Here is a 22414-nt window from a genome sequence, read left to right as displayed (position 1 = left end):
ACGCGATCAAGCGCCTGTGCGTGGCAACCGTGCGACGGTGCGAGGTTCCGATCCGCTGGTGTCTGTGGCACATCCTTCGGCATGGGTGGGGTAACACGAGCAGCGACTTGGCTGCGCAACGGCGCTTTCGGTGCGATCGCAATGCTGTCCGTCGGCGGACCGGCAGCGGCGCAGGACGACGCAGGGTTTCAGTCGTACATGCGCGAACTGCGTCAGCAGGCGCTGGCCGATGGTGTCAGCGCGCGTACGGCGGATGCGGTCTTTCCGACGCTGACGCTCAACCCCCGCGTGATCGAACTCGACCGGGCACAGCCGGGCGCAACGAACTCCAGCGCTATACCCGCCTTCGCGCCGTATCGGACGCAACATGTCGACGCGGCACGGATCGCTCGCGGTCGCCAGACCTATCAGGCGCAACGCTATCGGCTGCAGCGGATCGAGCAGCAGACCGGCGTTCCGGAATCAGTCATGGTCGCGATCTGGGGCCATGAGACGAACTACGGCAGCTATACGGGCGACTTCGATCTCCTGCGGTCGCTCGCGAGCCTCGCCTATGAAGGCCGGCGGAGGTCGCTGTTCGCGGGCGAGTTCATCGCCGGGTTGAAGATGCTCGATCGCGGCGTGACGCGGTCGCAATTGAAGGGAAGCTGGGCAGGGGCCATGGGCAACCCGCAGTTCCTGCCATCCATCTATCTGCGGATCGCGCGAGACGGCGATGGCGATGGCCACGCGGATATATGGAACAGCCCCGCCGATACGCTCGCGTCGATCGGCAACTATTTCGTCGACGCAGGCTGGCGTGCCGGTCAGCCCTGGGGTGTCGCGGTCAACGTGCCCGCCGGGTTCGATCGATCGCAGGTCCGCAACCGCCTCGTCTCGCCGCGCTGCCCGCGTGTGTTCGAACGGCATAGCGGCTGGCGGACGATAGCCGAGTGGCGCGCCCTGGGGGTCAGCGCGCAAAGCGGTAGAGCGCTGGACGGTTCGGTGATGGCGACGTTGCTCGAACCGGATGGCCCGGGCGCGACGGCGTATCTGTTGACCAGCAACTACCGCGTGATTCTCGATTACAATTGTTCGAATTTCTATGCGCTGTCGGTCGGATTGCTGGCCGATGCGGTCGAGCGCTAGGGCCTTAAGCCTGGCGTTCGCGCTCGCGGCCTGTGGTCACGCGCGCGAAAGCGGTGGCGCGATCCTGTCGGCTGGCGGCGGACTGTACGGCAGCTATCAGGATACCGGCACGGCAAGCTGGTACGGCGACGAATTGTCGGGAAACCGCACGGCATCGGGCGAGGCGTTCGATCCGGATGCGATGACCGCGGCGCATCGCACGCTACCGCTCGGGTCTTTCGTCGAAGTCACCTCGATCGAGACCGGCCGGTCGATTCTGGTCCGCATCAACGATCGCGGCCCCGGTCGTCGTGACCGGATGATCGACCTGTCCCGTGCCGCGGCGCACATGCTCGGCACCGACCGCCATCAGGTCGCAACAGTCCGTATCCGTGCGATCGTGCCGTCGATGCGGGATGCTTCCCTGCTGCGGGCGGGTAAGGCGGTCGCTCTGCAACCCGCCGCCTATACCCGCGCGATGAGCACCGACACCCTGCCGTCTCGTGCGCCGATGACGCTGGTACCCGGCCGTCGGTATCTGCTGCAGGTCGCGACCTTCTCGAACGAAGCGCGCGCGGCCGCCTTGGCCAAGCGCCTCGACGCCGACGTTATCGAAGGCGGTGGCCTGTACCGCGTCCGCATCGGCCCGTTCAAAGATGCTATCAGCCTGCAACGCGCGCGTGACGCGGTCGCCGAGCGCGGCTATGGCGATGCCCAGGTCCTGCCCACGGATTGAGTTCCCTTTTGCTCACGGAATACCCCATGAAGAAGCTGATCGTCGCACCGCTTGCCGCCCTCGCGCTGGCGCATCCGTCCATCGCCGCTGCGCCGCAGTTCCAGACCGCCGCGCCGATCGCGTACATGGAAGACCTGTCCTCAGGCGCAGTGTTGTTCTCGCGTGATGCCGACCGCCGCATGCCGCCAGCGTCGCTCGCCAAGATGATGACGGTCTATGTCGCGTTCGACATGGTCAAGAAGGGCGAGTTGAAGCTCGACCAGATGATGACCGTGCGCCCCGAGACCTGGGCCAAATGGCATGGCCCAACCGCGGGTTCGACGATGTTCCTGTCCTCGGGTGAGAACGTCAGCGTCGCCAACCTGCTTTACGGCATCGTCACGCTATCGGGTAATGACGCGTGCATCGTGCTTGCCGAAGGGATCTCCGGTTCCGAACAGGCCTTCACCGAGCGGATGAACCGCAAGGCAGCCGAACTCGGCCTCAAGGACAGCCATTTCGGCACCGCGAACGGTTGGCCCGACAACGGCGTCACCTACGTCACCGCACATGATCTTGCCGAACTCGCAGCCGCGACGATCAACAACTATCCAGACCTCTACAGGCAGTTCTATTCGAAGCGCGACTTCACCTGGGGCAAGACGATGGGCGGCAGCGCCATCACGCAGGCAAACCGCGATCCGATCCTCGGTCGCGTCGCCGGTGCCGATGGCTTGAAGACCGGGCATACCGAGGAGGCGGGCTACGGCTTCACCGGCTCGGCTGTGCAAAACGGGCGTCGCTTGGTTATGGTCGTCGCCGGCCTGACCAGCGCCGGGCAGCGCGCAGAGGAATCAGTGCGCTTCATGGAGTGGGGCTTTCGCGCATGGCAGTCGAAGCCGATCGTCGCCAAGGGCAAGAAGGTCGAGACCGCAGCGGTCCAGCTCGGCGATGCCTCGTCGGTCGGTCTCGTCGCGCCCAAGGCGCTGACCGTGACTCTGCCCGCCGGTACGTCGCCGAACCTCACCGCCAAGGTCGTGTACGAGGGCCCGATCAAGGCGCCAATCAAAGCCGGCCAGCACATTGCGGATCTCGTCGTAACGACGTCGGACGGCCTGCAGCAGCGCATGCCGCTAGTCGCAGACAAGGATGTCGCCGTAGCCGGGTTCTTCGGACGTGCCTGGGCAGGCCTGACCGGGTTCTTCGGATGACGATGCATGTCCCGGACGCGCGACGGGCATGACTGAGATATTCGGCAACGCCGCCGCGCAGTCCGCTTTCCTTGCGGCGATGCGTGGCGGCGCGTTGCATCACGCCTGGCTGCTGACCGGACCGCAAGGTGTCGGCAAGGCGAGTTTCGCGCGGCTGGCGGCGATGCGGATGCTGGCTGACGGCGCCAATCCCGATGCCACGCCGGCCGGGTTCGACGTACCGCAGGGCGACCGCACGCGGTCGTTGATCGAGGCGGGGTCTCACCCGGACTATCGTGTGCTCGCGCGCCTTCCGAAGGATCCTGAGAAACCCGACCTGGACCTCGCGCGGAGCATCACCATCGCACAGGTCCGCACGCTCCAGCCGCTGTTCGCGACGACGCCGTCGATGAGTGCGCGCCGCGTGGTAGTGATCGATGCGATCGACGATCTCGAACGCGGCGGTGCCAATGCGTTGCTCAAGAACCTCGAGGAACCGCCCGCCGGAACGATCTTCCTGCTCGTCAGCCACGCCCCCGGGCGATTGTTGCCGACGATCCGCTCACGGTGCCGACTGCTGCGGTTCGAAGCACTGAGTCAAGACGAGGTGACGAAGGCGATCCGCGCACTCCGCCCCGAAGCGGATGACGAAGAGGTCGCCGCGCTTGTCCGTGCCAGCGACGGGGCGCCGGGCAGGGCGCTACGCTATGCCGGCCTGGACATCGCCGGCATCGACAGCGCGCTTGCCGATATCGCGAGTGATGGTGACCGCGACAATGGCCGCCGCCTCAAATTGGCAAAAGCGCTGGGGAGCAAGACGTCGCAACCGCGATACGAGGCGTTCCTGGACCGCGCGCAAGCCTTTGTCGCCGACCAGGCGCGCACGCGATCCGGACCCGCTTTGCGTACCGCGCTCGATGCCCATGCGGCTGCGCGCGATCTCGCCGGCGCGGCGGTTGGACTGTCGCTGGACGCGCAGGCGACCGTCTTCGAAATGGCCGGGATCGTCGCGTCGCTGCGTCAGTGAGCGGCAAATTCATCCGAGCATTCCGGCCGGGTCTTAGCGTGGGCTTCACCTGATCGGACCGATGCTCTAGGAGCGCGGCATGGCCGACCCCTTTTATATCACCACCGCGATCCACTATCCCAATGGCCGTCCGCATATCGGCCATGCCTATGAGATGATCGCCGCCGACGCGATCGCCCGGTTCCAGCGTCAAGCGGGACGCGACGTGCTGTTCCAGACCGGTACCGACGAGCATGGTCTGAAGATGGCGCAGGCCGCGCGCGACCGAGGCATTCCGGTACGCGCATTCGCAGACGAGATGTCGTCGCATTTCAGCGTGATGGCCGATCGTCTTGGTATCTCTTATGACCGTTTCATTCGTACCGTGGACACGGATCACTATGCCGCAAGCCGGGCCATTTGGCAGGCTATGGCGGACTCGGGCGATCTGTATCTCGATCGCTACGAGGGCTGGTATTCGGTTCGCGACGAGGCGTTCTACGATGAATGCGAACTGACCGGGGAGGGCGACGATCGCCGTTCGCCGCAAGGTACGCCGGTCGAATGGACCGCCGAGGAAACGTGGTTCTTTCGCCTGTCGAAATACCAGCAGCCCCTGCTCGATCTCTACGCCGCCAACCCCGACTTCATCCGCCCCGAAAGCCGCCGCAACGAAGTGATGCGCTTCGTCGAGGGTGGTCTGAAGGATCTGTCAGTGTCGCGTACCAGCTTCGACTGGGGCGTGCCGGTACCCGACAGCCCCGGGCACGTCATGTATGTGTGGGTCGACGCGCTGACGAACTACCTGACCGGTATCGGCTATCCCGACATGACGGGCGACAAGGCGAAGTTCTGGCCCGCCGATATCCATCTGATCGGCAAGGATATCGTCCGGTTCCACGCGGTGTACTGGCCCGCGTTCCTGTTGTCCGCGAACATTCCGCTGCCGAAAAGCGTGTTCGGTCACGGCTTCCTGCTCACACGCGGCGAAAAGATGTCCAAGTCGGTCGGCAACGTCGTCGATCCGATGGCGTTGGCGGATGCGTTCGGCGTCGACGCACTGCGGTATTTCTTCCTGCGGGAGGTCAGCTTCGGTCAGGACGGGAGCTATTCTCCCGAGGCGATCGTGACCCGTGTGAACGCCGAACTGGCCAACAGCTTCGGCAATCTGGCTCAGCGTACTTTGTCCTTCATCGCCAAGAACTTGGAAGGCGTGTTTCCCTCGACAGGTACGGTCCACGAGGCGGATGGCATTTTGATCGAGGAGGTCATCGTCGCGTGTGCCGGCTTCAAGGCAGGCTTTACCGATCTGGCGTTGTCGCAGGGTATCGAGGCCTGGATGCGTGGCGTGTTCGCCTGCAACCAGTACATCGACGCACAGGCGCCTTGGGCACTGCGCAAGACCGATCCCGACCGGATGCACGCCGTGTTGCGCACGCTGGTGCGCGCGATCCGCATGCTGGCGATCGCGATCCTGCCGGTCGTGCCGGACTCCGCCGGTAAAGTGCTCGATCAGATCGGCGCGGTAGAACGCGATCATGCCGCGATCGACGATGATCGCTGGTACGACCGGGTTGCTGCGTCCGACTTCCGGATCGCACCGCCATCCCCCGTCTTCCCCCGTCTCGAACTGCCCGCGGAGGCCTGATGCTCGCCGACAGCCATTGCCACCTCAACTACAAGGGGCTCGTAGAGGATCAGCAAGCCGTACTTGCACGGGCGCGAGCGCGGGGGGTGACGGCGATGCTCAACATCTCGACCCGCGAGAGCGAGTGGGATGATATCGTCGCGACCGCCGAGCGCGAGCCCGACGTCTGGGCTACGATCGGCATCCATCCGAACGAGGCCGACACCTATCCCGATGTCGATGCCGCCAAGCTGATCGAGCGGGCACGTCATCCTCGTGTGGTGGGGCTGGGCGAAAGTGGCCTGGACTATTTCCGCGACACGTCGGATCGCGCCCGCCAGCAAGCGAGCTTTCGCGCGCACATCACGGCATCGCGCGAGACTGGGTTACCGATCGTCGTCCATACACGCGATGCCGAGGACGATACCGCCGCGATCATGGCTGAGGAAATGGGGAAGGGGGCTTATCCCGGCGTCATCCACTGCTTCACCGCAAGCGGAGCTTTCGCTGACAAGGCGTTGGACATGGGCCTTTATATTTCGATATCGGGTATCGTCACCTTCAAGAACGCACGTGATCTGCAAGAGACGGCCGCGCGCTTGCCTATCGAGCGACTTCTGATCGAGACCGACGCACCGTTTCTCGCGCCGGTCCCGCATCGTGGCAAGACCGGGGAGCCCGGCTTCGTCGCCGACACGGCGAAATTCCTGGCCGACTTGCGCGGTGAGGATGTCGAGGAATTATCGCGCCGTACGGCCGAGAATTTCCACACGCTGTTCGGCAAGACGCGCGCATGAGGATCACGATTCTCGGATCGGGCACATCGTCCGGCGTCCCGCGGATCGGCAACGACTGGGGCGATTGCGACCCTGCCGAACCACGCAACCGCCGCACGCGCGCGTCCGCGCTGATCGAGCATGATGGTACGCGCATCCTGATCGACACGAGCCCGGACATGCGCGAGCAACTTCTCGCGGCCGACGTCGACCGGGTCGACGCCGTTATCTGGACGCACGATCATGCGGATCACTGCCACGGTATCGACGATCTGCGCCAGCTCTACCACGCCGCGGGAACGCCGGTACGCGGCTATGCACGACCCCACACGCTCGCGGCGCTGGACTCGCGTTTCACCTATGCATTCCACGGCCGAGCGGGCTACCCGCCGACGATCGCGGCAGAAACGCTACCCGATCGGCTGACGATAGGCGGGATTGAAATTCGCGTTACCGATCAACCTCACGGTAACATCCACGCGGCTGGACTTCGGTTCGAAGCGGGTAGCGCTTCGATCGGATATGCGACCGATTTTAATATCATGACCGACGATATGGCCAAGCTTTACGAAGGGCTCGACGTCTGGGTCGTCGATGCGTTGCGGAGACGACCGCATCCGACGCACATGGAATTGCCGGCCGTACTCGGATGGGTCGACCGACTGCAGCCGGGGCGTACCGCGCTCATCCACATGGACCACAGCATGGACTATGCTAGCTTGGTCGCCGAACTTCCGAAGGGCGTCGAGCCTGGTTATGACGGGCTCGTGCTCGACGCATGACGGGTGACCGTGCAGCCCAGTTCGCGCTGTACGCCGTGATGCTGATCTTGCCGCTGTCGGCGCTGGTTGCGCGGCGAAGCGCCGTCAAGCCGATGCTCAAGATGGCGCTGGCATGGGTAGGCATCTTCGCCGTCGGTTTCCTGATTGCGAGCCAACGAGATCGACTGTCCGGCGTCATTGCGATGTTCGACGATCAACAGGTTAGCGGAACGGAAACGCGCATACGCATGGCAGACGACGGTCATTTCTGGGCGAACGTGGAGATCAACGGAGTCGGTCGACGCATGCTGATCGATAGCGGCGCCACGACGACGGCACTGTCGATGCAGACCGCCAAGGCGGCGGGCCTCGACCTGACCGAAAGTCCGTTTCCCGTAATTCTGTCAACCGCCAACGGCCAGGTCACCGCACGGTCGGCGACTGCGAAACGCGTAGCCGTCGGAAATATCGTCATGACCGACCTGGGAATCGTGACGTCGCCGGCCTTCGAAGAGACGGACATCCTCGGCATGAACTTCCTGTCGCGGCTGGGTTCGTGGCGGGTCGTTGGAAAGACGCTGATCCTCTCGCCACCACCACCCCATATTTAACATAATGTGTATTATCGATCTGAGTATTGTGTAAGGCGTATTGGTTGATTCCGAGGTGTTCCTCGGCGTCTCGGTAGCCCGAACAGCTTACGTTTGATGAAGACGCCCTACTCGTCACTCATCCCTGGCTCAGCGTACGCGGTTCAACGGTGAACGCTGCAATGACGATGCCATCGATCCGGCACGATACCGTATCGAAGGCATCGTCCGGCATATGAAAAGGCTGAGGCAGAGCCACGCCGCGCTGCCTCAGTCCCCATCTTTGCGCGCTACCTCGCGTTGGCAAGGGCCGCTGCGATCTCCGTGGACTTCGCCTGCCGCAATACACCGCAATGGCGAATGCTCTCCAGCGTACGCTCGTAGTTGAGCAATCCGACGTTAGCCTTGCGGATCGAGGCGCCGACCTTGGCATCGATCCGGTCCGCCTGATCGGCACCGCACTGGACGGCGAGCGCCTGCGGCAGGCGGCTGGTAATGAAGATGCCGTTGCCACCGGCGAGAAGCTTGTCGTAGTTCGTCAGGATCCAGTCGATGCCGAGATCGCGCGTTTCCGCATTGCCGGCGACACCGAAGATCAGCCCGATCCTGTCATAGCTCCGCATCCGTTTATCTTCGAGCGACAGGAGATAATTGGCGGCGTCGGACCGCCCACTGGACCCAGCGGCACCGAGAGCAGCCTGGCGGAAGCCCGGGTCCTCGCTCGATAACGCCTTGTCGACCAGCATCTTAGTAGCAGGCAGACCGCCCTCCTCTGCTACCACGGTCAATGCAGCTCCGAGAAAGCCGGAATCAAGCGCCGCGGTGTCGCCCGCCAGGTATTTTTTCCCCGCCACCTTCAGCGTGTTGCGGACAGCCGGATCGCGCGCATCGTCCGCGACGAGGTTGACCAGTTCGTGGCGTAGGTTCTGCCGGCCTGGATCATCCTTTGCATAGGCGCCCGCGGCTGGGTTGAAACCAAGCGCAGTCAGGCGCGGTGTATAGATCGAGGCCAACAGTACGCGGTAGGCAGGTAACGAAGCGGCCGAGATCAGCCCCCGCGAGCGCAAACCGGCAATTCGCCGGCCGCCGTCGATGCTGGCGGTCGAGTCCGGATTTGCCGCGACCGCACGCGCTTCCGCGAACAGCCATGCGGCTGGCGCCTTACCAGCGCGGAACGCAGCCCACAGACTGTCGGTGGTGGCGAGCGCCTCGCCCGGGGACAACGTGCCCGAAGCCGCGATCAACGCCTGCCAGTCCGCCGGCGCCATGTCGAAACGGTAATAGCCCGCACCACCGACGTTCGGCATTATTAGGCCCGAGGCGGGAGCAGCGATCGACGTCGTGGTCTTGTCGAGCAGCGCGCATTGCTTCGCCGCGCCGACGCGAACGCAGAACGGGATCGTCCAGCTCAACGGAGGCGGAGTCGATCCCAGGAAGGCATAGCGCGACTGGGATGCGACGATGCCGTTACCCTGCCGCCGGACGTCGATGACCGGAACGCCCTGCTGGTCGACGAACGACTTCAGCGCGGACAGCACGCGCGGATCCTTCGCCGCATCCGAGATCGACTGGAAGAACTGCTCGGAGGTCGCATTGCCATATGCGTGACGCTTGAGGTGAAGGCGGACGCCCGCCTTGAACTTCTCGTCCCCGAGATAGTCCGCGATCATCGCGACCACCTGCCCGCCCTTGCCGTATGTGATGCCGTCGAACGCGGAGTCGATCTGGCCGTTGTCGGTGATCGGCTGGTGGATCGGGCGTCCGACCTCCAGCGCATCGGTGTTCATCGTGCCGAAGCCCTCATCGAGCGCGCCGACGCCGATGTTAAGCTCGGGCCGCCAGGCGTTGCCGATGCGATAGCCCATCCAGTTGGCGAAGCTTTCGTTCAACCAGATGTCGTCCCACCATGCCGGCGTGACGAGGTCGCCGAACCATTGGTGCGAGAGCTCGTGCGCGACGATCATCCCGAACGCCTGCTTGTCGGACGTCGTAGCGCCGGGAGAGAGGAAGATGATGCCGTCGCCATAGGTGTCCGCGCCCGCGTTTTCCATCGCGCCCGGCATGATCGGCGTGCCGATCTGGTCGAGCTTGGGGAATGGGAACGGCTCGCCGAAATATTGCTCGAGCAGAGACACGATGCGCGGCGTCTCCGCCATCACATAGCCCATCTTGTCCTTCTGCGCGTGCGTCGCGACGGCGCCATACGGCATCGGCGTAGGCCGTTCGGGGGTCGCCGGGATCGTTCCGGTCTGGTGAACGAACGGCCCCGTGTCGAACGCAACGAGATAGGTCGGCAATGGCTTGGTAACCGCGAGCTGATGCTTCTCCATCCCCCCGGCAACCTTCGTGACGGACACCTTCGGCGCGTTGCCGATCACGACCAGACCTGGATGGGTCGTGACCGACACGGTGAACGGCGTCTTGAAGCCAGGCTCGTCGAACCCGGGAAACGCAGCGCGTGCATCGATGCTTTCGAACTGCGTCCAGCTGTACCAGGCATCGCCGACCTTGACGTGGAACAGGCCGGAGGCGCTGTCTCCGAAACTGCCCGTATAGTCGAACGCCAGCGTCGCCGCGCCGGCAGGCAGCACATTCGCGAAGTCCAGCCGCGCTGTGCCACTCTGATCGACCTGCGTGAAGATCGCCGGGGTCGCCTTGCCACCTATCATCGCGACCGCCTTGCCAATTTTCAGGTCGCGACCGTGAATATACAGGGATTTTGTCTCAGCCTTCAGCGTGACGTCGATCTCGTCATGTCCCGAAAACCGGTCAGCCTCGGACAAAATCGTGAAGTCGAGACGATACGCCTTGGGTATCGCCGCATCGGACAGACGCCCCTTCGGTGCGTTCGCATCGGGGACGATCGCCACCTTGGCGGGCGCTTCCGTCATCGCCTTCGGACTTGCATGCGCGGTCGACGACAGCAGGAGAGCGGTGAAACCGATGAGGCATGAGGCGCGCATGTGAAGATTCCCGACGAAGGTGTAGTAGGGGTGTAAGTCAGCACCGAAGGCGCCGCAAGCCTTCTCTGGCCATGCCCTCCATTCGCACCGGGCGGAAAATTTCGAAGGTTTTCCTGTACGCCGATGACGAGTAGCAAATGGCGTTCGACATCGTCTAAGGCTTGGGCATGCAGCAAGACACGCCGGTAAGCCCTTCCGATACTGCCATTTTAGCAAGGACGGCTTACCCGTCGATCGCCCCCGCTCCTGCGTTGCGTGCCGCAGAGCCTTACGCCCGCGATGAACTGCTGCACGAGATCTTCGACGCCACGCGCGCGGCGCATCCCGACGCGACCGCGCTGCGGCTGATCGGCGCGGACGAGGAATACGACCGCAAGACCGAGTGGAGCTATACCGATCTCGCCACGCGTAGTCTCGCGCTCGCGCACCGCCTCCGCGCGATGGGGATCGGCCGCGCCGACCGCGTCGTGCTGTGCCTGCCGCGCGGGCTCGACCAGTATATGGCGATCTTCGGCGTGCTGCGCGCCGGCGCTGCCTATGTGCCGGTCGACTGGGGCTATCCGCAGGACCGGATCGACTTCATCGTCGAGGACAGCGAGGCCGCGTTGACAATCACCGTCGCCAGCCGCGTCGCCAACCTGAAGGGAAAAACACTCGCGCTCGACGCCGCACTGGGCGATCTCGCGGCTGAGCCGTCCGAACCAATCGGTCGCGACGTCACGCAGGCCACCCCGCAGGACCTCGCCTACATCATCTACACCTCGGGCACGACCGGCCGCCCCAAGGGCGTGATGATCTCGCACGGCAATGCCTGCCACCTGGTCCGCTCGGAAAGCGCGATCCTCGATCTCACCCCGGCAGACGTCGTGTTCGGCGGGTTCAGCCTCGCGTTCGACATGTCGGTCGAGACGATGTGGAGCGCGTTCTTCGTCGGTGCGGTCGTACTGGTCGCGACCGAGGCGCTGGCGACCAGTGGCCCCGACGTGGCGATCGCGTTGGCGGAAGCGAACACGACGATCTGGCACGTCGTTCCCTCGCTGATCGCGCTGGTCGAGCATCCGGTGCCGACGCTGCGCCTGCTCAACATGGGCGGCGAAGCGTGCCCCGCCGACCTGCCACGCCGCCTCGCGCGTCCCGGATTGCGGTTGCTCAATACCTACGGCCCGACCGAGACGTCGGTGACCGCCACCTGGACCGAGGTGTTCCCCGGCCAGCGGATCACGATCGGCAAGCCGCTCCCCGGCTACACCGCCTGGGTGGTCGACGAGCATATGCAGCCGGTCCCTGACGGCCAGGAGGGCGAACTCGTGATCGGCGGCCCCGGCGTCGGCGTCGGCTACGTCAACCGCCCCGATCTGACCGCCGAGAAGTTCATCATGACGCCGTTCGATGGGCCTTCCGGCGCCCCCGAACGGATCTACCGGTCGGGCGACCTGGTGAAGCTCAACGCGGCGGGCGACATCGATTTCGTTGGGCGCATCGATACGCAGGTGAAGATCCGGGGCTTCCGCGTCGAGCTCGCCGAGATCGAGGCGATGATCGGCGAATGGCCGGGCGTCGCGCAAACCGTCGTCCAGTTGTTCACCGACGACGATGGCTCCGAATTCCTCGCGGCGTTCCTGATCGCGCGTCCGGCCGAGGAGATCGACATGGTCGGCCTCAAGGCGCGCGTCGCCGAGCGGCTCCCCAATTACATGCGCCCGGCAGGGTATCAGCTGCTGTCGCACATGCCGACGCTCCCCGCCTCGGGGAAGGTCGACCGCAAGGCGCTGGTCAAGCCCGAGATCACCGTGACGTCGGACCGCGAGATGGTCGCGCCCGCCACGCCGCTGGAGGAAAGCCTGCACCGCGTCTGGGCCGAGGCGTTCGCGCCGCAGCCGGTGTCCGTGCTCGACGACCTGTTCGAAGATCTCGGCGGCCACTCGCTGAAGGCCGCACGTCTCGTTTCGGCGGCGCGAAAGGTGCGCGGCCTCGAAGGGCTGTCGCTCGAGGACGTCTACGCCGCGCCAACCATCCGCGCGCTCGCGCTCCGCATTGGCGGCACCACGCCCGTCGCGATCCTCGACGAGACCAGCTTCCATCATATCGCGCCGTGGAAGCGCCAGCTGTGCGTCGCCGCGCAGACGCTCGCGCTGCTGCCGATCTACACGTTGGCGGGGCTCCAGTGGTTCTCGCCCTATCTCGCCTACACGCATCTCGCCGGTGACATGCCGCGGGTCGACGCGCTGATCCTGAGCGGGCTGTTCTTCACGGTGGTACCGATCGCGTCGATGTTCCTGTCGATCGCGCTGAAATGGCTGATCGTCGGGCGCTTCAAGGCGGGCGATTACCCGCTCTGGGGCAGCTATTATTTCCGCTGGTGGCTGGTCCGCCGGATCATCGGCGTCACAGCGACGCCGTATCTCGCGGGCACGCCGATGATCCGCGGTTATTACCGGATGATGGGCGCAAAGATCGGCGAGCGAGTCCATATCGGCACCGGGATCATCGACACCGCCGACCTGCTCCACGCCGACGACGACGCGATCATCAGCGACCAGTCGGTGCTCGCCACCAGTTCGGTCGAGCGTGGGTTACTGCGGCTCGGCACCGTCAAGCTCGGCAAGGGCGCGTTCGTCGGGTCGATGGCGGTGGTCGGCCGCAACGCTGCGCTCGGCGACGATGCGATGCTCGACGACCTGTCCGCGCTGCCCGCCGATGCGACCATCCCGGCCGGCCAGCGCTGGGCGGGTTCGCCCGCCGCGCATGACGGCGATGCGCCCCGCCGCCCGGCCACCGCAACCCCGCGCAATGCCGGCCCGGCGATCGGCCTGTTCCTGTGCGCACTGATCCTGCCGCTGGTCGCGATCCTGCCGATCGCGCCGGGCCTGATCGCGCTGATCGAGCTCGACTGGGCGACCAGCGGCTATGCCTATGTCGCGGTCGCGCCGCTGCTCGCGGTCACCTATGTCGTGATGATGTGCGTGCTGACGGTGGCGGCCAAGCGCCTGATCCTCGGTCGCGTCGCGCCCGCGGTCTATGCGCTGAACAGCGGGTTCTACGTCCGCTACTGGTTCGTCCAGCAGATCAACGACCTCGCGTTGCGCCTGCTCCACCCGATCTTCGCGACGCTCTACGTGGTGCCATGGTACCGCGCGCTCGGCGTGAAGGTCGGCCGTCGCGCGGAAATCTCGACCGCCAGCGCGATCGTCCCGGACCTGGTCGAGATCGGCGAGGAGAGCTTCATTGCGGACTCGGTGATCTTCGGCGCCGCGCGGATCGGCCACGGCACGATCGAACTCGCGCATACCAAGATCGGCCGCCGCAGCTTCATCGGCAATTCCGCGCTGCTGCCGAGCGGCACGCAGATCGGCGACGAGGTGCTCGTCGGCGTGCTCTCGAAGCCGCCGAGCGACCCGGCCCTCGCCACCGAGGCGGGCAGCACTTGGTTCGGCTCGCCCGCGATCAAGCTGCCGGTACGACAGGTCAACACGATGTTCGACGAAGGCGCGCGCTTTAACCCGTCGCGCGCGCTGATCGCCACGCGCCTGTCGATCGAGGCGGTCCGCACCACCTTGTCGCTGACCGCGTTCCTGGTGTTCTTCAGCCTGCTGCTGTCGGTCGTCGGCGACCTCGACGATCTCGATAACGGCGCGCTGGTCGTCGCGGCGACCTTCCCGTTCCTGTACGTCGGCTTCTGCCTCGCCTGCGGGATCTTCGTCCTCGCGCTCAAATGGCTCGTCGTCGGCCGCTACAAGGTCACGACCGCGCCGCTCTGGAGCACGTTCGTCTGGCGTACCGAACTGGTGACCGCGACCTACGAGAATCTCGCCGTCGCCAACCTGCTCGAACCACTCCGCGGGACGCCGTGGATCGCGCTCTATCTCCGGCTGATGGGCGCGCGGATCGGCAAGCGTTGCTACATCGACACCACCGACCTGACGGAGCACGACCTCGTCGACATCGGCGACGACGTCGCGCTCAACGACTTCGCGGGACTGCAGACGCACCTGTTCGAGGACCGCGTGATGAAGGTCGGCGCGATCCGCGTCGGCGACCGCGCGACGATCGGCTCGCTCGCGATCGTCCTGTACGACGCGGAGATCGGGGCCGACGCGCAGCTCGGCGACCTATCGGTGGTGATGAAGGGCGAGACCTTGCCCGACGGCACGAGCTGGGACGGAAGCCCGGCGCGGATCGCCGTCGCGACGTGACGCCGATCTGGCACGACGGTCCGCTCGACGCCCTTGTCTGGGACGGGCAGTCGCCAATCGCGTGGAGCGTTGCCGAGTCCGGACCGTACGCTGCCGGCTTGCCCGGCGATGCGCGCGCGATCCGACACGGTCTGGCCTCCTGCCTGATACGCAAACTCGCCGGCGACTCAGACGACGTTCGACTGACACGCAGTCCGGCCGGCGCGCCGATCGTTTCCGCCCCCAACGGCTGGTATCTCAGCCTCTCCAGCCGCGGCGCACGCGCCCTGATCGGCGTTGCGCGCACACCGATCGCCGTCGACCGCGAAGTTGTCGACGATCACGCTCCGCTCTGGGACATGCTAACCCCCACAGAAGCCGCCGCGCTCCGCCGCCTGCCCACCCCCGCCCGGCCCCAAGCCTGGCTCCGCCGCTGGACGATCAAGGAAGCGCACGCGAAGCTCATCGGCGAACCCCGCCGCATCCGCCCCGAAGCGATCGAGACCGTCGTGACCGATCCGATCCACGCGACCGCGACCTTCGAAGGCACTTCGCGCTGCTGGAGCCGTTCCACCACCGACGCGATTGAAACCATCGCGCAGTGGAGCCAGCCATGACCAGCATCCTGACCCGCCGCTACGAGGACAAGGACCGCGCCGCCGTCCTCGCGATCTTCGACTCGAACCTCCCCGAGTATTTCGGCGACGGCGACCGCGAATGGCTGGAAGAAACGCTCGACGACCCCGACGGCCCGGCATTCGTAGTCGACGTCGATGGCGTCCCCGGCGCGTTCGGCGGCTACGAGATCTGGGAGCATTACAACAAGGCGCTGCTCTTCTGGGGCATGGTCGCGCGGACGTACCATGGCTCGGGCCTCGGCAAGCTGCTGCTGTTCGAACGCCTGCTCCATGTCGCCACCTCAGCCGAACCGCCCACGCGCTACGTCACCGTCGACACCTCGCCTCAGGTCTCGCCGTTCTTCCAGCATTGCGGCTTCGAACTGACCAGCGTCTGGCCCGGCGGCTACCGTTCCGGCATGGACATGCACGAACTCCGCTTCGATATTGCGGGGGTGTCGCTCGAAGAGCTAACGGGCAGACGCGACGCTGCTTTTGCGCAATGTACGGCCTGATACGGTCCAGTCTTCATCTACCACGCCCTCGATGTTTTGGCGTACGTTCCGGACCGAAAAATCCCGTTCTATAAGGCTTCTCTATGATCGAACGTCTCGTCGCCATCATGGCCCGGTTGCGCGATCCCGTCGAAGGTTGCGAATGGGACCGTGTGCAGACCTGGTCCACGATTGCGCCCTACACGATCGAGGAAGCCTATGAAGTCGCCGACGCGATTGAACGGAACGATCCCGGGGATCTAAAGGACGAACTGGGCGACCTTCTGCTTCAGGTCGTGTTCCATAGCCGCATTGCCGAGGAAGCCGGTGCCTTCACGCTGGCCGACGTCGTGACCTCGATTGCCGACAAAATGGAACGGCGTCATCCGCATATATTCGGGGACGTGGAACAGTCGCCCGGTTGGGAAGCGATCAAGGCGCAAGAGCGTTCGGCGAAATCGGACAGCAGCGCACTGGCGGGGGTCGCACTTGGCCTTCCGGCACTGTCTCGAGCCGACAAGTTGCAGAAACGTGCAGGGCGTGTGGGCTTCGACTGGCCGGATGCGAGCGGGCCGCTGGCGAAAGTCCACGAGGAAATCGAGGAGGTTCGCGAAGCTCCTTCCGAGAAGCTTGCAGAAGAAGTTGGTGACCTGTTGTTCGCGGTGACCAACTGGGCGCGACATCTCGGAGTAGACGCGGAAAGCGCGTTACGCGCTGGCAACCTGAAGTTCGAGGCGCGGTTCCGAGCGATCGAGGATCTCGGCGGCGATGCGTTCGCCGGCATGACCCTCGATCAGAAGGAGGAACTATGGCAGGTGGTCAAACGTCGCGGCGGATGAACCGGTCGTAATCCGCATCGGACAGTCGTACGTCATATGTCGTCTCGAGCTCGTCATCGACGCTCCCGAACACTTCGCCATGCGCATGCAGCCAAGCAGCGCCCGCGCCATCGCTGGCATCGAGCGTGATCTGGTAGCGCCGATGCGCCCCCGTCAGTTTTGCCGCGATCTGCTCGATCAGATGCGGCACCCCTTCCCCGCTCAGCGCCGATATCGCCACGACGTCGTCGCGCCGCGCCGCTTCGCCGGCAATCTCGTCGTGCGCGTCGGGATCGAGCAGGTCGAGCTTGTTCCAAACCTCGAACCGCGGCGTATTGTCGTCGACACCGATCTCGGCCAGCACAGTCTCGACATCGGCACGCTGCGCCTCCGAATCCGGGTGGGCGATATCACGGACATGGACCAGCAGATCGGCGGACACGACCTCTTCCAGAGTTGCCTTGAACGCGGCGACCAACTGCGTCGGCAGGTCAGAAACGAAGCCGACGGTGTCCGACAGGATCGCCTTGTCTAGCCCGGGGAGCTGAATCTGACGTAGCGTCGGATCTAGCGTTGCGAACAACAGATCCTCCGCCATCACGTCGGCACCAGTCACGCGATTGAACAACGTCGACTTACCCGCATTGGTATAGCCGACGAGCGCGATTACCGGCCACGGCGCACGCTGGCGCCGTTCGCGGTGCAGCCCACGCGTACGGCTGACCTGCTCGAGCTCACGCTTCAATCGCGCCATCCGGTCGCGGATCAAACGACGATCCGCTTCGATCTGCGTCTCGCCCGGACCGCCAAGGAAGCCGAAACCGCCGCGTTGACGTTCGAGATGGGTCCAGCTCCGCACAAGCCGGCCAGCTTGGTAATCGAGATGCGCGAGTTCGACCTGCAAGCGCCCCTCGGCGGTCGCGGCGCGTTCACCGAAGATCTCGAGGATCAGTCCGGTGCGATCGATAACCTTCACCTCGAGCGATTTCTCCAGATTGCGCTGCTGGATCGGAGTCAGGCTCGCATCGAATACGACCAGTCCCGCCTCTTCCATCCGAACTTGGGTGGCCAACAATTCAACCTGCCCGCTTCCGATCAGCGTTGCGGGCTTTGCCTGGCGGACGCGGTAAGCGATCCGTTCTACCACCTCGACTCCGATGGCAGCGGCCAACCCCGCGGTTTCCTCCAACCGAGCGTCTACGTCGCGCGCGGCGTCGCCCTGGTCGGGGAGAACGACGATCGCTCGTGTTCCACGGGTGAACTCGTCCCGATCGCGTTCGAAACCACTACTCAATCGTCATCGTCCGTTTCATCCGTGTCAGTGGGCTCTTCGGCAAGGTTCAGCGGGCGCGCCGGCTGGATCGTCGAGACAGCGTGCTTGTAGACGAGTTGTGCCATACCTTCGCGCTGGAGCAGCATGCAAAACAGATCGAAGCCTGCGATCTGGCCCTGCAGCATGACGCCGTTGATGAGGAACATGGTCACGCTGTCTTCGGATTTGCGCACCGCGTTGAGGAAAATATCCTGCAGAAGCGGGTGCTTCTTCTGGTTTTCTCCCACGGCATCGACGATCGCCGACACGTCCATGGGCCCAGCAGGCATGATCGTCGAGATCGCATGCTTGTAGATCAGCTGCGACTGGCCATCGCGGCGCAGCAGGACGGAAAAATTATCGAACCATGTGACGATGCCCTGCAGCTTTACGCCCTTGACGAGGAACATGGTGACCGGCGTCTTGGAGCGCCGGAGTGCGTTCAGGAACAGATCCTGAAGCGAGCCTGGTTTATCGGCCAATGGGATAACCCTTTGTTTTTGGCGGGACTTTGCCCGCAAGGCGCCGTTTCCCGGCGTCGGAGATGCACCCGGTTACCGGGCGCGGTACTGATCTATGATCGCCGCCCTGCTATATCCAGAGGGCGGCGAAATTACGGCGTCTATTCCTCGCGGGTTTCCGTGATGCCGAGCAGCTTCAATTTTCGATGGAGCGCCGAACGCTCCATGCCGATGAAGCTCGCCGTCCGCGAGATATTTCCCGAGAAACGTCGGATCTGCACCCTGAGATATTCCCGCTCGAACGTCTCGCGCGCTTCCCGCAAAGGCGAGCCCATGATCGCGGTCGATCCGGCCGATCCGATATCGCCCTGATCGCCAAGAACTTCGGCCGGCAACAGGTCGAGATCGATCCGCCCGATCCGGTCTCCCGGCGCCAGAATGATCGTGCGCTCGACGACGTTGCGCAACTGCCGGACATTTCCCGGCCAGTCGTAGGATTGCAACGCAACCATCGCGTCCGGCGCGATTTCCGGCGTCGGCACGCGCCGCTCGGACGCGTAGTGCGCAATGAAATGCTGGACCAGCGCGGGGATGTCCTCGCGACGATCGGACAGCGGGGGGATCATCACTGGTACGACGTTGAGCCGGTAATACAGGTCCTCGCGGAACCGTCCTTCCGCGATTTCGAAGACGAGGTCGCGGGCCGTCGCGGAGACGACACGAACGTCGACCTTGACGACGCGCGTACCACCTACCCGCGTAAAGCTCTGGTCAGTCAGGGCGCGCAGGATACGGGCCTGCGTCGCGATCGGCATGTCGGCGATCTCGTCGAGGAACAACGTGCCGCCATGCGCCTGTTCGAAGAGACCGGGACGGACGAGATCGCCCGCTTCCTCGACGCCGAACAGTTCCTCGTCCATCCGCTCGGGCGTCATCCGCGCGGCACTGACGATGATGAACGGCGCGTCGGTCCTCAGGCTCCAGCCGTGCAGTAGGCGCGCGGCGACTTCCTTGCCGACTCCCGCCGCGCCCATGATGAGGACGCGGCTGCCTGTTGCCGCCACCCGCTTTAAGGTCGCGCGAACGCCGTTGATCGAGCCCGAACTGCCGGTGAGATCGGTTTCGCGGCCGACCGTGGCGCGCAGCGTCGCGACTTCGCGGCGAAGGCGTTCGGTCTCGGTCGCGCGGGCTACCATCAGTAGGAGTCGTTCGGCCTCGAACGGCTTTTCGATAAAATCGGACGCCCCGCGGCGGATTGCGGCGACGGCGGTATCCAAATTGCCGTGCCCCGAGATCACCAGCACCGGGATCGACGGATCGCGCCGCTTGATCTCGTCGAGCAGTTCGAGGCCGTCGAGACGCGAACCTTGCAGCCATACATCGAGCAGCACCAGTGAGGGACGCCGCGCTGCGATTGCTTCCAAGGCGGAATCGCTGTCGCCAGCGTCGCGCGTCTCATAGCCTTCGTCCTCCAGGACGCCGGCCACGAGTTCGCGAATGTCACGTTCGTCGTCCACGACGAGAATATCGAGCGCCATTAAATCATGTCCGGTTGCGGGTCATCGTGTCGAGTCGGCCCTCCCCAGCCAACTCGGATGCGGATGCCCCTTGGTCGAGCGCGGCCAGCGCCTTGGCGTCGAAGGTCATGGTGACGAGTGTACCGCCCCCCGGCCGATCGGAAAAGCCGATCGTGCCGCAATGCTCCTCAATGATCTTCTTGACGATGGCAAGGCCGAGGCCTGTGCCACGGGCACGGGTCGTTACATAAGGTTCGACGATCCGATCCCGCTCCGCGGGTAGCCCGATGCCGGTGTCCGCCACTGCGATGCCGACCGTGTTGGCATTACTCGTCAACGTCATCGTCACCGATCCGCCGGGTTCGCCGCGCGTTTCAACGGCTTCCACCGCGTTCTTGACGATGTTCGTGAGCGCCTGCCCGATCTGGCGGCGGTCGCAAACCAGCATGAGACCCGGATCGTCCTGCACCAGCTGGAAGCTGATCGCGGGATGCGCGACCTCGTGCAGGAACAGGGCCTGGCGCGCGGCATCGACCAGCGATTCCCCGCGGAACACCGGCTTCGGCATTCGCGCGAACGAGGAGAATTCATCGACCATCCGACGAAGATCGCCGACCTGACGGATGATCGTGTCGGTCAATCGCGAGAACGTGCCATCCTGCGCCTCGATTTTGCCGCCATACCGGCGTTGAAGCCGTTCGGCCGCAAGCTGGATCGGTGTCAGCGGGTTCTTGATTTCATGCGCGATCCGGCGCGCGACGTCCGACCATGCCGCACGGCGTTGATCGAGCAGCTGCTGCGTGATGTCGTCGAACGTCAGGATCGGGCCGGTAGCCGGCCGGGCGATCCGCACGGCGAGTGTACGAACCTCGCTCCCCTGCCCGACTTCGACGATCGCCTCTCGGTCGCCGCCATCGAGCATCGCGTCGAGCTCGGGCGCGACATCGACCAGGCGCCGTCCGACCAACCCGCCAGTATCGGTGCCCAGCAACGTCGTCGCCGAATCGTTCGCAATCGTAATCGTCCGCTCGCGTCCGGTTGCGACGACCCCTGCGGAGACCCCCGCCATCACCGCCTCGATCAGTGCGCGACGGCTTTCGAGCTGGCCATTGGCCGTGACGAGTTCGGTGTTCTGCGCCTCCAGCTGCCCGGTCATCTGGTTGAATGCGTTGGCGAGCGTGCCGACCTCGTCGCGGCTGCGCGGATCGGGGACGCGCGCGGTCAGGTCGCCAGCTGCCACCCGACGTGCGGCGTCGACGAGTTCGCCCACCGGCCGGACGAGGCGATCCGCAACAGCCAGCGCGATCCACACCGCAATTCCCACGATCAGCAACGAGATCAACAACAGTGCCGCATTGAACTGCAACTGGAGACTGCGCGCCCTGGCCAGAAGCGATCGATAACTCTTCAGCACGTCGTTTGCGCGCGTGGTCTGTTCGGAGAGTGATTTCGTATCCTCGACGCGGCCCGCATAGAGAAACAGTTCGTCAGATCCAGGCAGCATCGTGATCGTCTGGATACGATCGCCCGTCACCGCCACGACCGCGCTTTTGCCCGACCGCAACTCGGCGATCGCCGAGGGTGTGACACGGCGCGTAAAGTCGATCTCGTACGGGTTGACGATCGCAAGCGTCTGGATGCCCTGCTGAGGGGACAGCTTGAACAACGCCGCTTCCGAGAGGCTGCGAAAATAGACCTGTTGGAGAAACCAGCCGGAAAAATCCGGGCTCTGCAGCGAGCGCTCTCGGAGATAGGCAGACATGTCGCTTGCCATCGTCACGGTGGCTTCCTGCCAGCGGTTGAGCTGGCGTGCGTAGGACGACTGGGCAAGCCCGGTCGCATTCTCGAGCATCCCGCGCGCCTGATCGGAATACCAGAACTGAACGCCATATTGGAACAGCAGCGATGCGAAGATCGTCACCAGCAGCATCGGCACGGCGGCGACGATCGAGAACAAAGCGACGAGGCGAACGTGGAGGCGACCGCCACCGCCGACCGGCGAACGCGCTGCACGGCGCATGGCCACACGTCGCCCAAGCAACATGAGGAGAGCGATGCCGGGCACGAGGTTCGCGACAAGCAGGAGTGCTACCAGGGGTGGTGGGATCAGGCGCTGCGGTGCGTCGCTGCCGGTGATGATAAAGTAGCTCGTGACGGCGATCGCGATCGCCACGCCGAGCACGACCGCCTCTACGGCAGGCGTCACGGCAAACCGGTGTGCAGGCCCGTCATCGTCCATCGGTAGCGTCGCGGAAGCGATCATCGTTGCCCCGATACAACGTCAACCG

At 64.6% G+C, this 22414-nt stretch carries 17 protein-coding genes; 12 read left to right on the top strand and 5 right to left on the bottom strand.

The features are described from left to right. Positions 1-141: 141 nt before the first annotated feature. From C8J39_RS09795 to C8J39_RS09760, 8 genes are all read left to right on the top strand, one after another. Positions 142-1128, top strand: coding sequence for a lytic transglycosylase domain-containing protein (locus C8J39_RS09795; protein WP_243649939.1), 987 nt, complete (start codon positions 142-144; stop codon positions 1126-1128). Beyond that, the gene (locus tag C8J39_RS09790) at positions 1112-1843 is read left to right on the top strand and encodes a septal ring lytic transglycosylase RlpA family protein (protein WP_120300252.1); all 732 of its coding nucleotides are present in this window, start codon (positions 1112-1114) and stop codon (positions 1841-1843) included. The genes C8J39_RS09795 and C8J39_RS09790 overlap by 17 nt, the downstream gene beginning before the upstream one ends. Before the next feature lie 26 nt (positions 1844-1869). Then, positions 1870-3033: a D-alanyl-D-alanine carboxypeptidase family protein gene (locus C8J39_RS09785; protein WP_107956009.1), complete on the top strand. Its 1164-nt coding sequence runs from the start codon at positions 1870-1872 to the stop codon at positions 3031-3033. A gap of 28 nt (positions 3034-3061) precedes the next feature. After that, positions 3062-4039: an AAA family ATPase gene (locus C8J39_RS09780; RefSeq protein ID WP_120300251.1), complete on the top strand. Its 978-nt coding sequence runs from the start codon at positions 3062-3064 to the stop codon at positions 4037-4039. Positions 4040-4118: 79 nt separating this feature from the next. After that, positions 4119-5666: a methionine--tRNA ligase gene (metG, locus tag C8J39_RS09775; RefSeq protein WP_120300250.1), complete on the top strand. Its 1548-nt coding sequence runs from the start codon at positions 4119-4121 to the stop codon at positions 5664-5666. Next, positions 5666-6442, top strand: coding sequence for a TatD family hydrolase (locus tag C8J39_RS09770; RefSeq protein ID WP_056058784.1), 777 nt, complete (start codon positions 5666-5668; stop codon positions 6440-6442). The genes metG and C8J39_RS09770 overlap by 1 nt, the downstream gene beginning before the upstream one ends. Beyond that, the gene (locus tag C8J39_RS09765; RefSeq protein WP_120300249.1) at positions 6439-7203 is read left to right on the top strand and encodes an MBL fold metallo-hydrolase; all 765 of its coding nucleotides are present in this window, start codon (positions 6439-6441) and stop codon (positions 7201-7203) included. Before C8J39_RS09770 ends, C8J39_RS09765 begins: the two co-directional genes overlap by 4 nt. After that, on the top strand, positions 7200-7793 hold the full coding sequence (locus C8J39_RS09760; protein ID WP_120300248.1) for a TIGR02281 family clan AA aspartic protease: 594 nt from the start codon (positions 7200-7202) through the stop codon (positions 7791-7793). The genes C8J39_RS09765 and C8J39_RS09760 overlap by 4 nt, the downstream gene beginning before the upstream one ends. 269 nt (positions 7794-8062) lie before the next feature. Here C8J39_RS09760 and C8J39_RS09755 read toward each other — a convergent pair whose 3' ends face one another. Beyond that, positions 8063-10735 carry a M1 family metallopeptidase gene (locus C8J39_RS09755; protein ID WP_165895172.1) on the bottom strand — a complete coding sequence of 891 codons (2673 nt, stop codon included), beginning with the start codon at positions 10733-10735 and terminating at the stop codon, positions 8063-8065. Between the two features lie 167 nt (positions 10736-10902). Between C8J39_RS09755 and C8J39_RS09750 the strand changes: the two genes are divergently transcribed. From C8J39_RS09750 to mazG, 4 genes are all read left to right on the top strand, one after another. Continuing rightward, positions 10903-14928 carry a Pls/PosA family non-ribosomal peptide synthetase gene (locus tag C8J39_RS09750; protein WP_120300247.1) on the top strand — a complete coding sequence of 1342 codons (4026 nt, stop codon included), beginning with the start codon at positions 10903-10905 and terminating at the stop codon, positions 14926-14928. Then, the gene (locus tag C8J39_RS09745; RefSeq protein ID WP_120300246.1) at positions 14925-15524 is read left to right on the top strand and encodes a 4'-phosphopantetheinyl transferase superfamily protein; all 600 of its coding nucleotides are present in this window, start codon (positions 14925-14927) and stop codon (positions 15522-15524) included. The genes C8J39_RS09750 and C8J39_RS09745 overlap by 4 nt, the downstream gene beginning before the upstream one ends. After that, positions 15521-16039: a GNAT family N-acetyltransferase gene (locus C8J39_RS09740; RefSeq protein WP_120300245.1), complete on the top strand. Its 519-nt coding sequence runs from the start codon at positions 15521-15523 to the stop codon at positions 16037-16039. The genes C8J39_RS09745 and C8J39_RS09740 overlap by 4 nt, the downstream gene beginning before the upstream one ends. 83 nt (positions 16040-16122) lie before the next feature. Continuing rightward, positions 16123-16857: a nucleoside triphosphate pyrophosphohydrolase gene (gene mazG / locus C8J39_RS09735; RefSeq protein ID WP_120300244.1), complete on the top strand. Its 735-nt coding sequence runs from the start codon at positions 16123-16125 to the stop codon at positions 16855-16857. Here mazG and hflX read toward each other — a convergent pair. The 4 genes from hflX to C8J39_RS09715 form a co-directional block, all read right to left on the bottom strand. Beyond that, positions 16838-18130 carry a GTPase HflX gene (gene hflX / locus C8J39_RS09730; protein WP_120300243.1) on the bottom strand — a complete coding sequence of 431 codons (1293 nt, stop codon included), beginning with the start codon at positions 18128-18130 and terminating at the stop codon, positions 16838-16840. The genes mazG and hflX overlap by 20 nt on opposite strands. Further along, positions 18127-18669 (bottom strand): RNA chaperone Hfq, encoded by a 543-nt coding sequence (gene hfq, locus C8J39_RS09725; RefSeq protein WP_082441049.1) that lies wholly within the window; start codon positions 18667-18669, stop codon positions 18127-18129. Before hfq ends, hflX begins: the two co-directional genes overlap by 4 nt. A gap of 101 nt (positions 18670-18770) precedes the next feature. Then, positions 18771-20147, bottom strand: coding sequence for a sigma-54 dependent transcriptional regulator (locus C8J39_RS09720; protein WP_056058755.1), 1377 nt, complete (start codon positions 20145-20147; stop codon positions 18771-18773). A gap of 4 nt (positions 20148-20151) precedes the next feature. Next, the gene (locus tag C8J39_RS09715) at positions 20152-22389 is read right to left on the bottom strand and encodes an ATP-binding protein (protein WP_120300242.1); all 2238 of its coding nucleotides are present in this window, start codon (positions 22387-22389) and stop codon (positions 20152-20154) included. Between the last annotated feature and the right edge of the window lie 25 nt (positions 22390-22414).

It is taken from the genome of Sphingomonas sp. PP-CC-1A-547 (assembly GCF_003610375.1).
Taxonomy (GTDB): Bacteria; Pseudomonadota; Alphaproteobacteria; order Sphingomonadales; family Sphingomonadaceae; genus Sphingomonas.
The sequence above is the reverse complement of the archived record's forward strand: the minus strand, read 5'-3'. Positions and strand labels throughout refer to the sequence as shown.

What these genes read in the sequence shown, in the direction of transcription:
- C8J39_RS09795 (WP_243649939.1), top strand. Translation starts at nt 142, where the DNA reads ATGCTGTCCGTCGGCGGACCGGCAGCGGCGCAGGACGACGCAGGGTTT.
- C8J39_RS09790 (WP_120300252.1), top strand. Translation starts at nt 1,112, where the DNA reads ATGCGGTCGAGCGCTAGGGCCTTAAGCCTGGCGTTCGCGCTCGCGGCC.
- C8J39_RS09785 (WP_107956009.1), top strand. Translation starts at nt 1,870, where the DNA reads ATGAAGAAGCTGATCGTCGCACCGCTTGCCGCCCTCGCGCTGGCGCAT.
- C8J39_RS09780 (WP_120300251.1), top strand. Translation starts at nt 3,062, where the DNA reads ATGACTGAGATATTCGGCAACGCCGCCGCGCAGTCCGCTTTCCTTGCG.
- metG (WP_120300250.1), top strand. Translation starts at nt 4,119, where the DNA reads ATGGCCGACCCCTTTTATATCACCACCGCGATCCACTATCCCAATGGC.
- C8J39_RS09770 (WP_056058784.1), top strand. Translation starts at nt 5,666, where the DNA reads ATGCTCGCCGACAGCCATTGCCACCTCAACTACAAGGGGCTCGTAGAG.
- C8J39_RS09765 (WP_120300249.1), top strand. Translation starts at nt 6,439, where the DNA reads ATGAGGATCACGATTCTCGGATCGGGCACATCGTCCGGCGTCCCGCGG.
- C8J39_RS09760 (WP_120300248.1), top strand. Translation starts at nt 7,200, where the DNA reads ATGACGGGTGACCGTGCAGCCCAGTTCGCGCTGTACGCCGTGATGCTG.
- C8J39_RS09755 (WP_165895172.1), bottom strand. Translation starts at nt 10,735, where the DNA reads ATGCGCGCCTCATGCCTCATCGGTTTCACCGCTCTCCTGCTGTCGTCG.
- C8J39_RS09750 (WP_120300247.1), top strand. Translation starts at nt 10,903, where the DNA reads ATGCAGCAAGACACGCCGGTAAGCCCTTCCGATACTGCCATTTTAGCA.
- C8J39_RS09740 (WP_120300245.1), top strand. Translation starts at nt 15,521, where the DNA reads ATGACCAGCATCCTGACCCGCCGCTACGAGGACAAGGACCGCGCCGCC.
- mazG (WP_120300244.1), top strand. Translation starts at nt 16,123, where the DNA reads ATGATCGAACGTCTCGTCGCCATCATGGCCCGGTTGCGCGATCCCGTC.
- C8J39_RS09720 (WP_056058755.1), bottom strand. Translation starts at nt 20,147, where the DNA reads ATGGCGCTCGATATTCTCGTCGTGGACGACGAACGTGACATTCGCGAA.
- C8J39_RS09715 (WP_120300242.1), bottom strand. Translation starts at nt 22,389, where the DNA reads ATGATCGCTTCCGCGACGCTACCGATGGACGATGACGGGCCTGCACAC.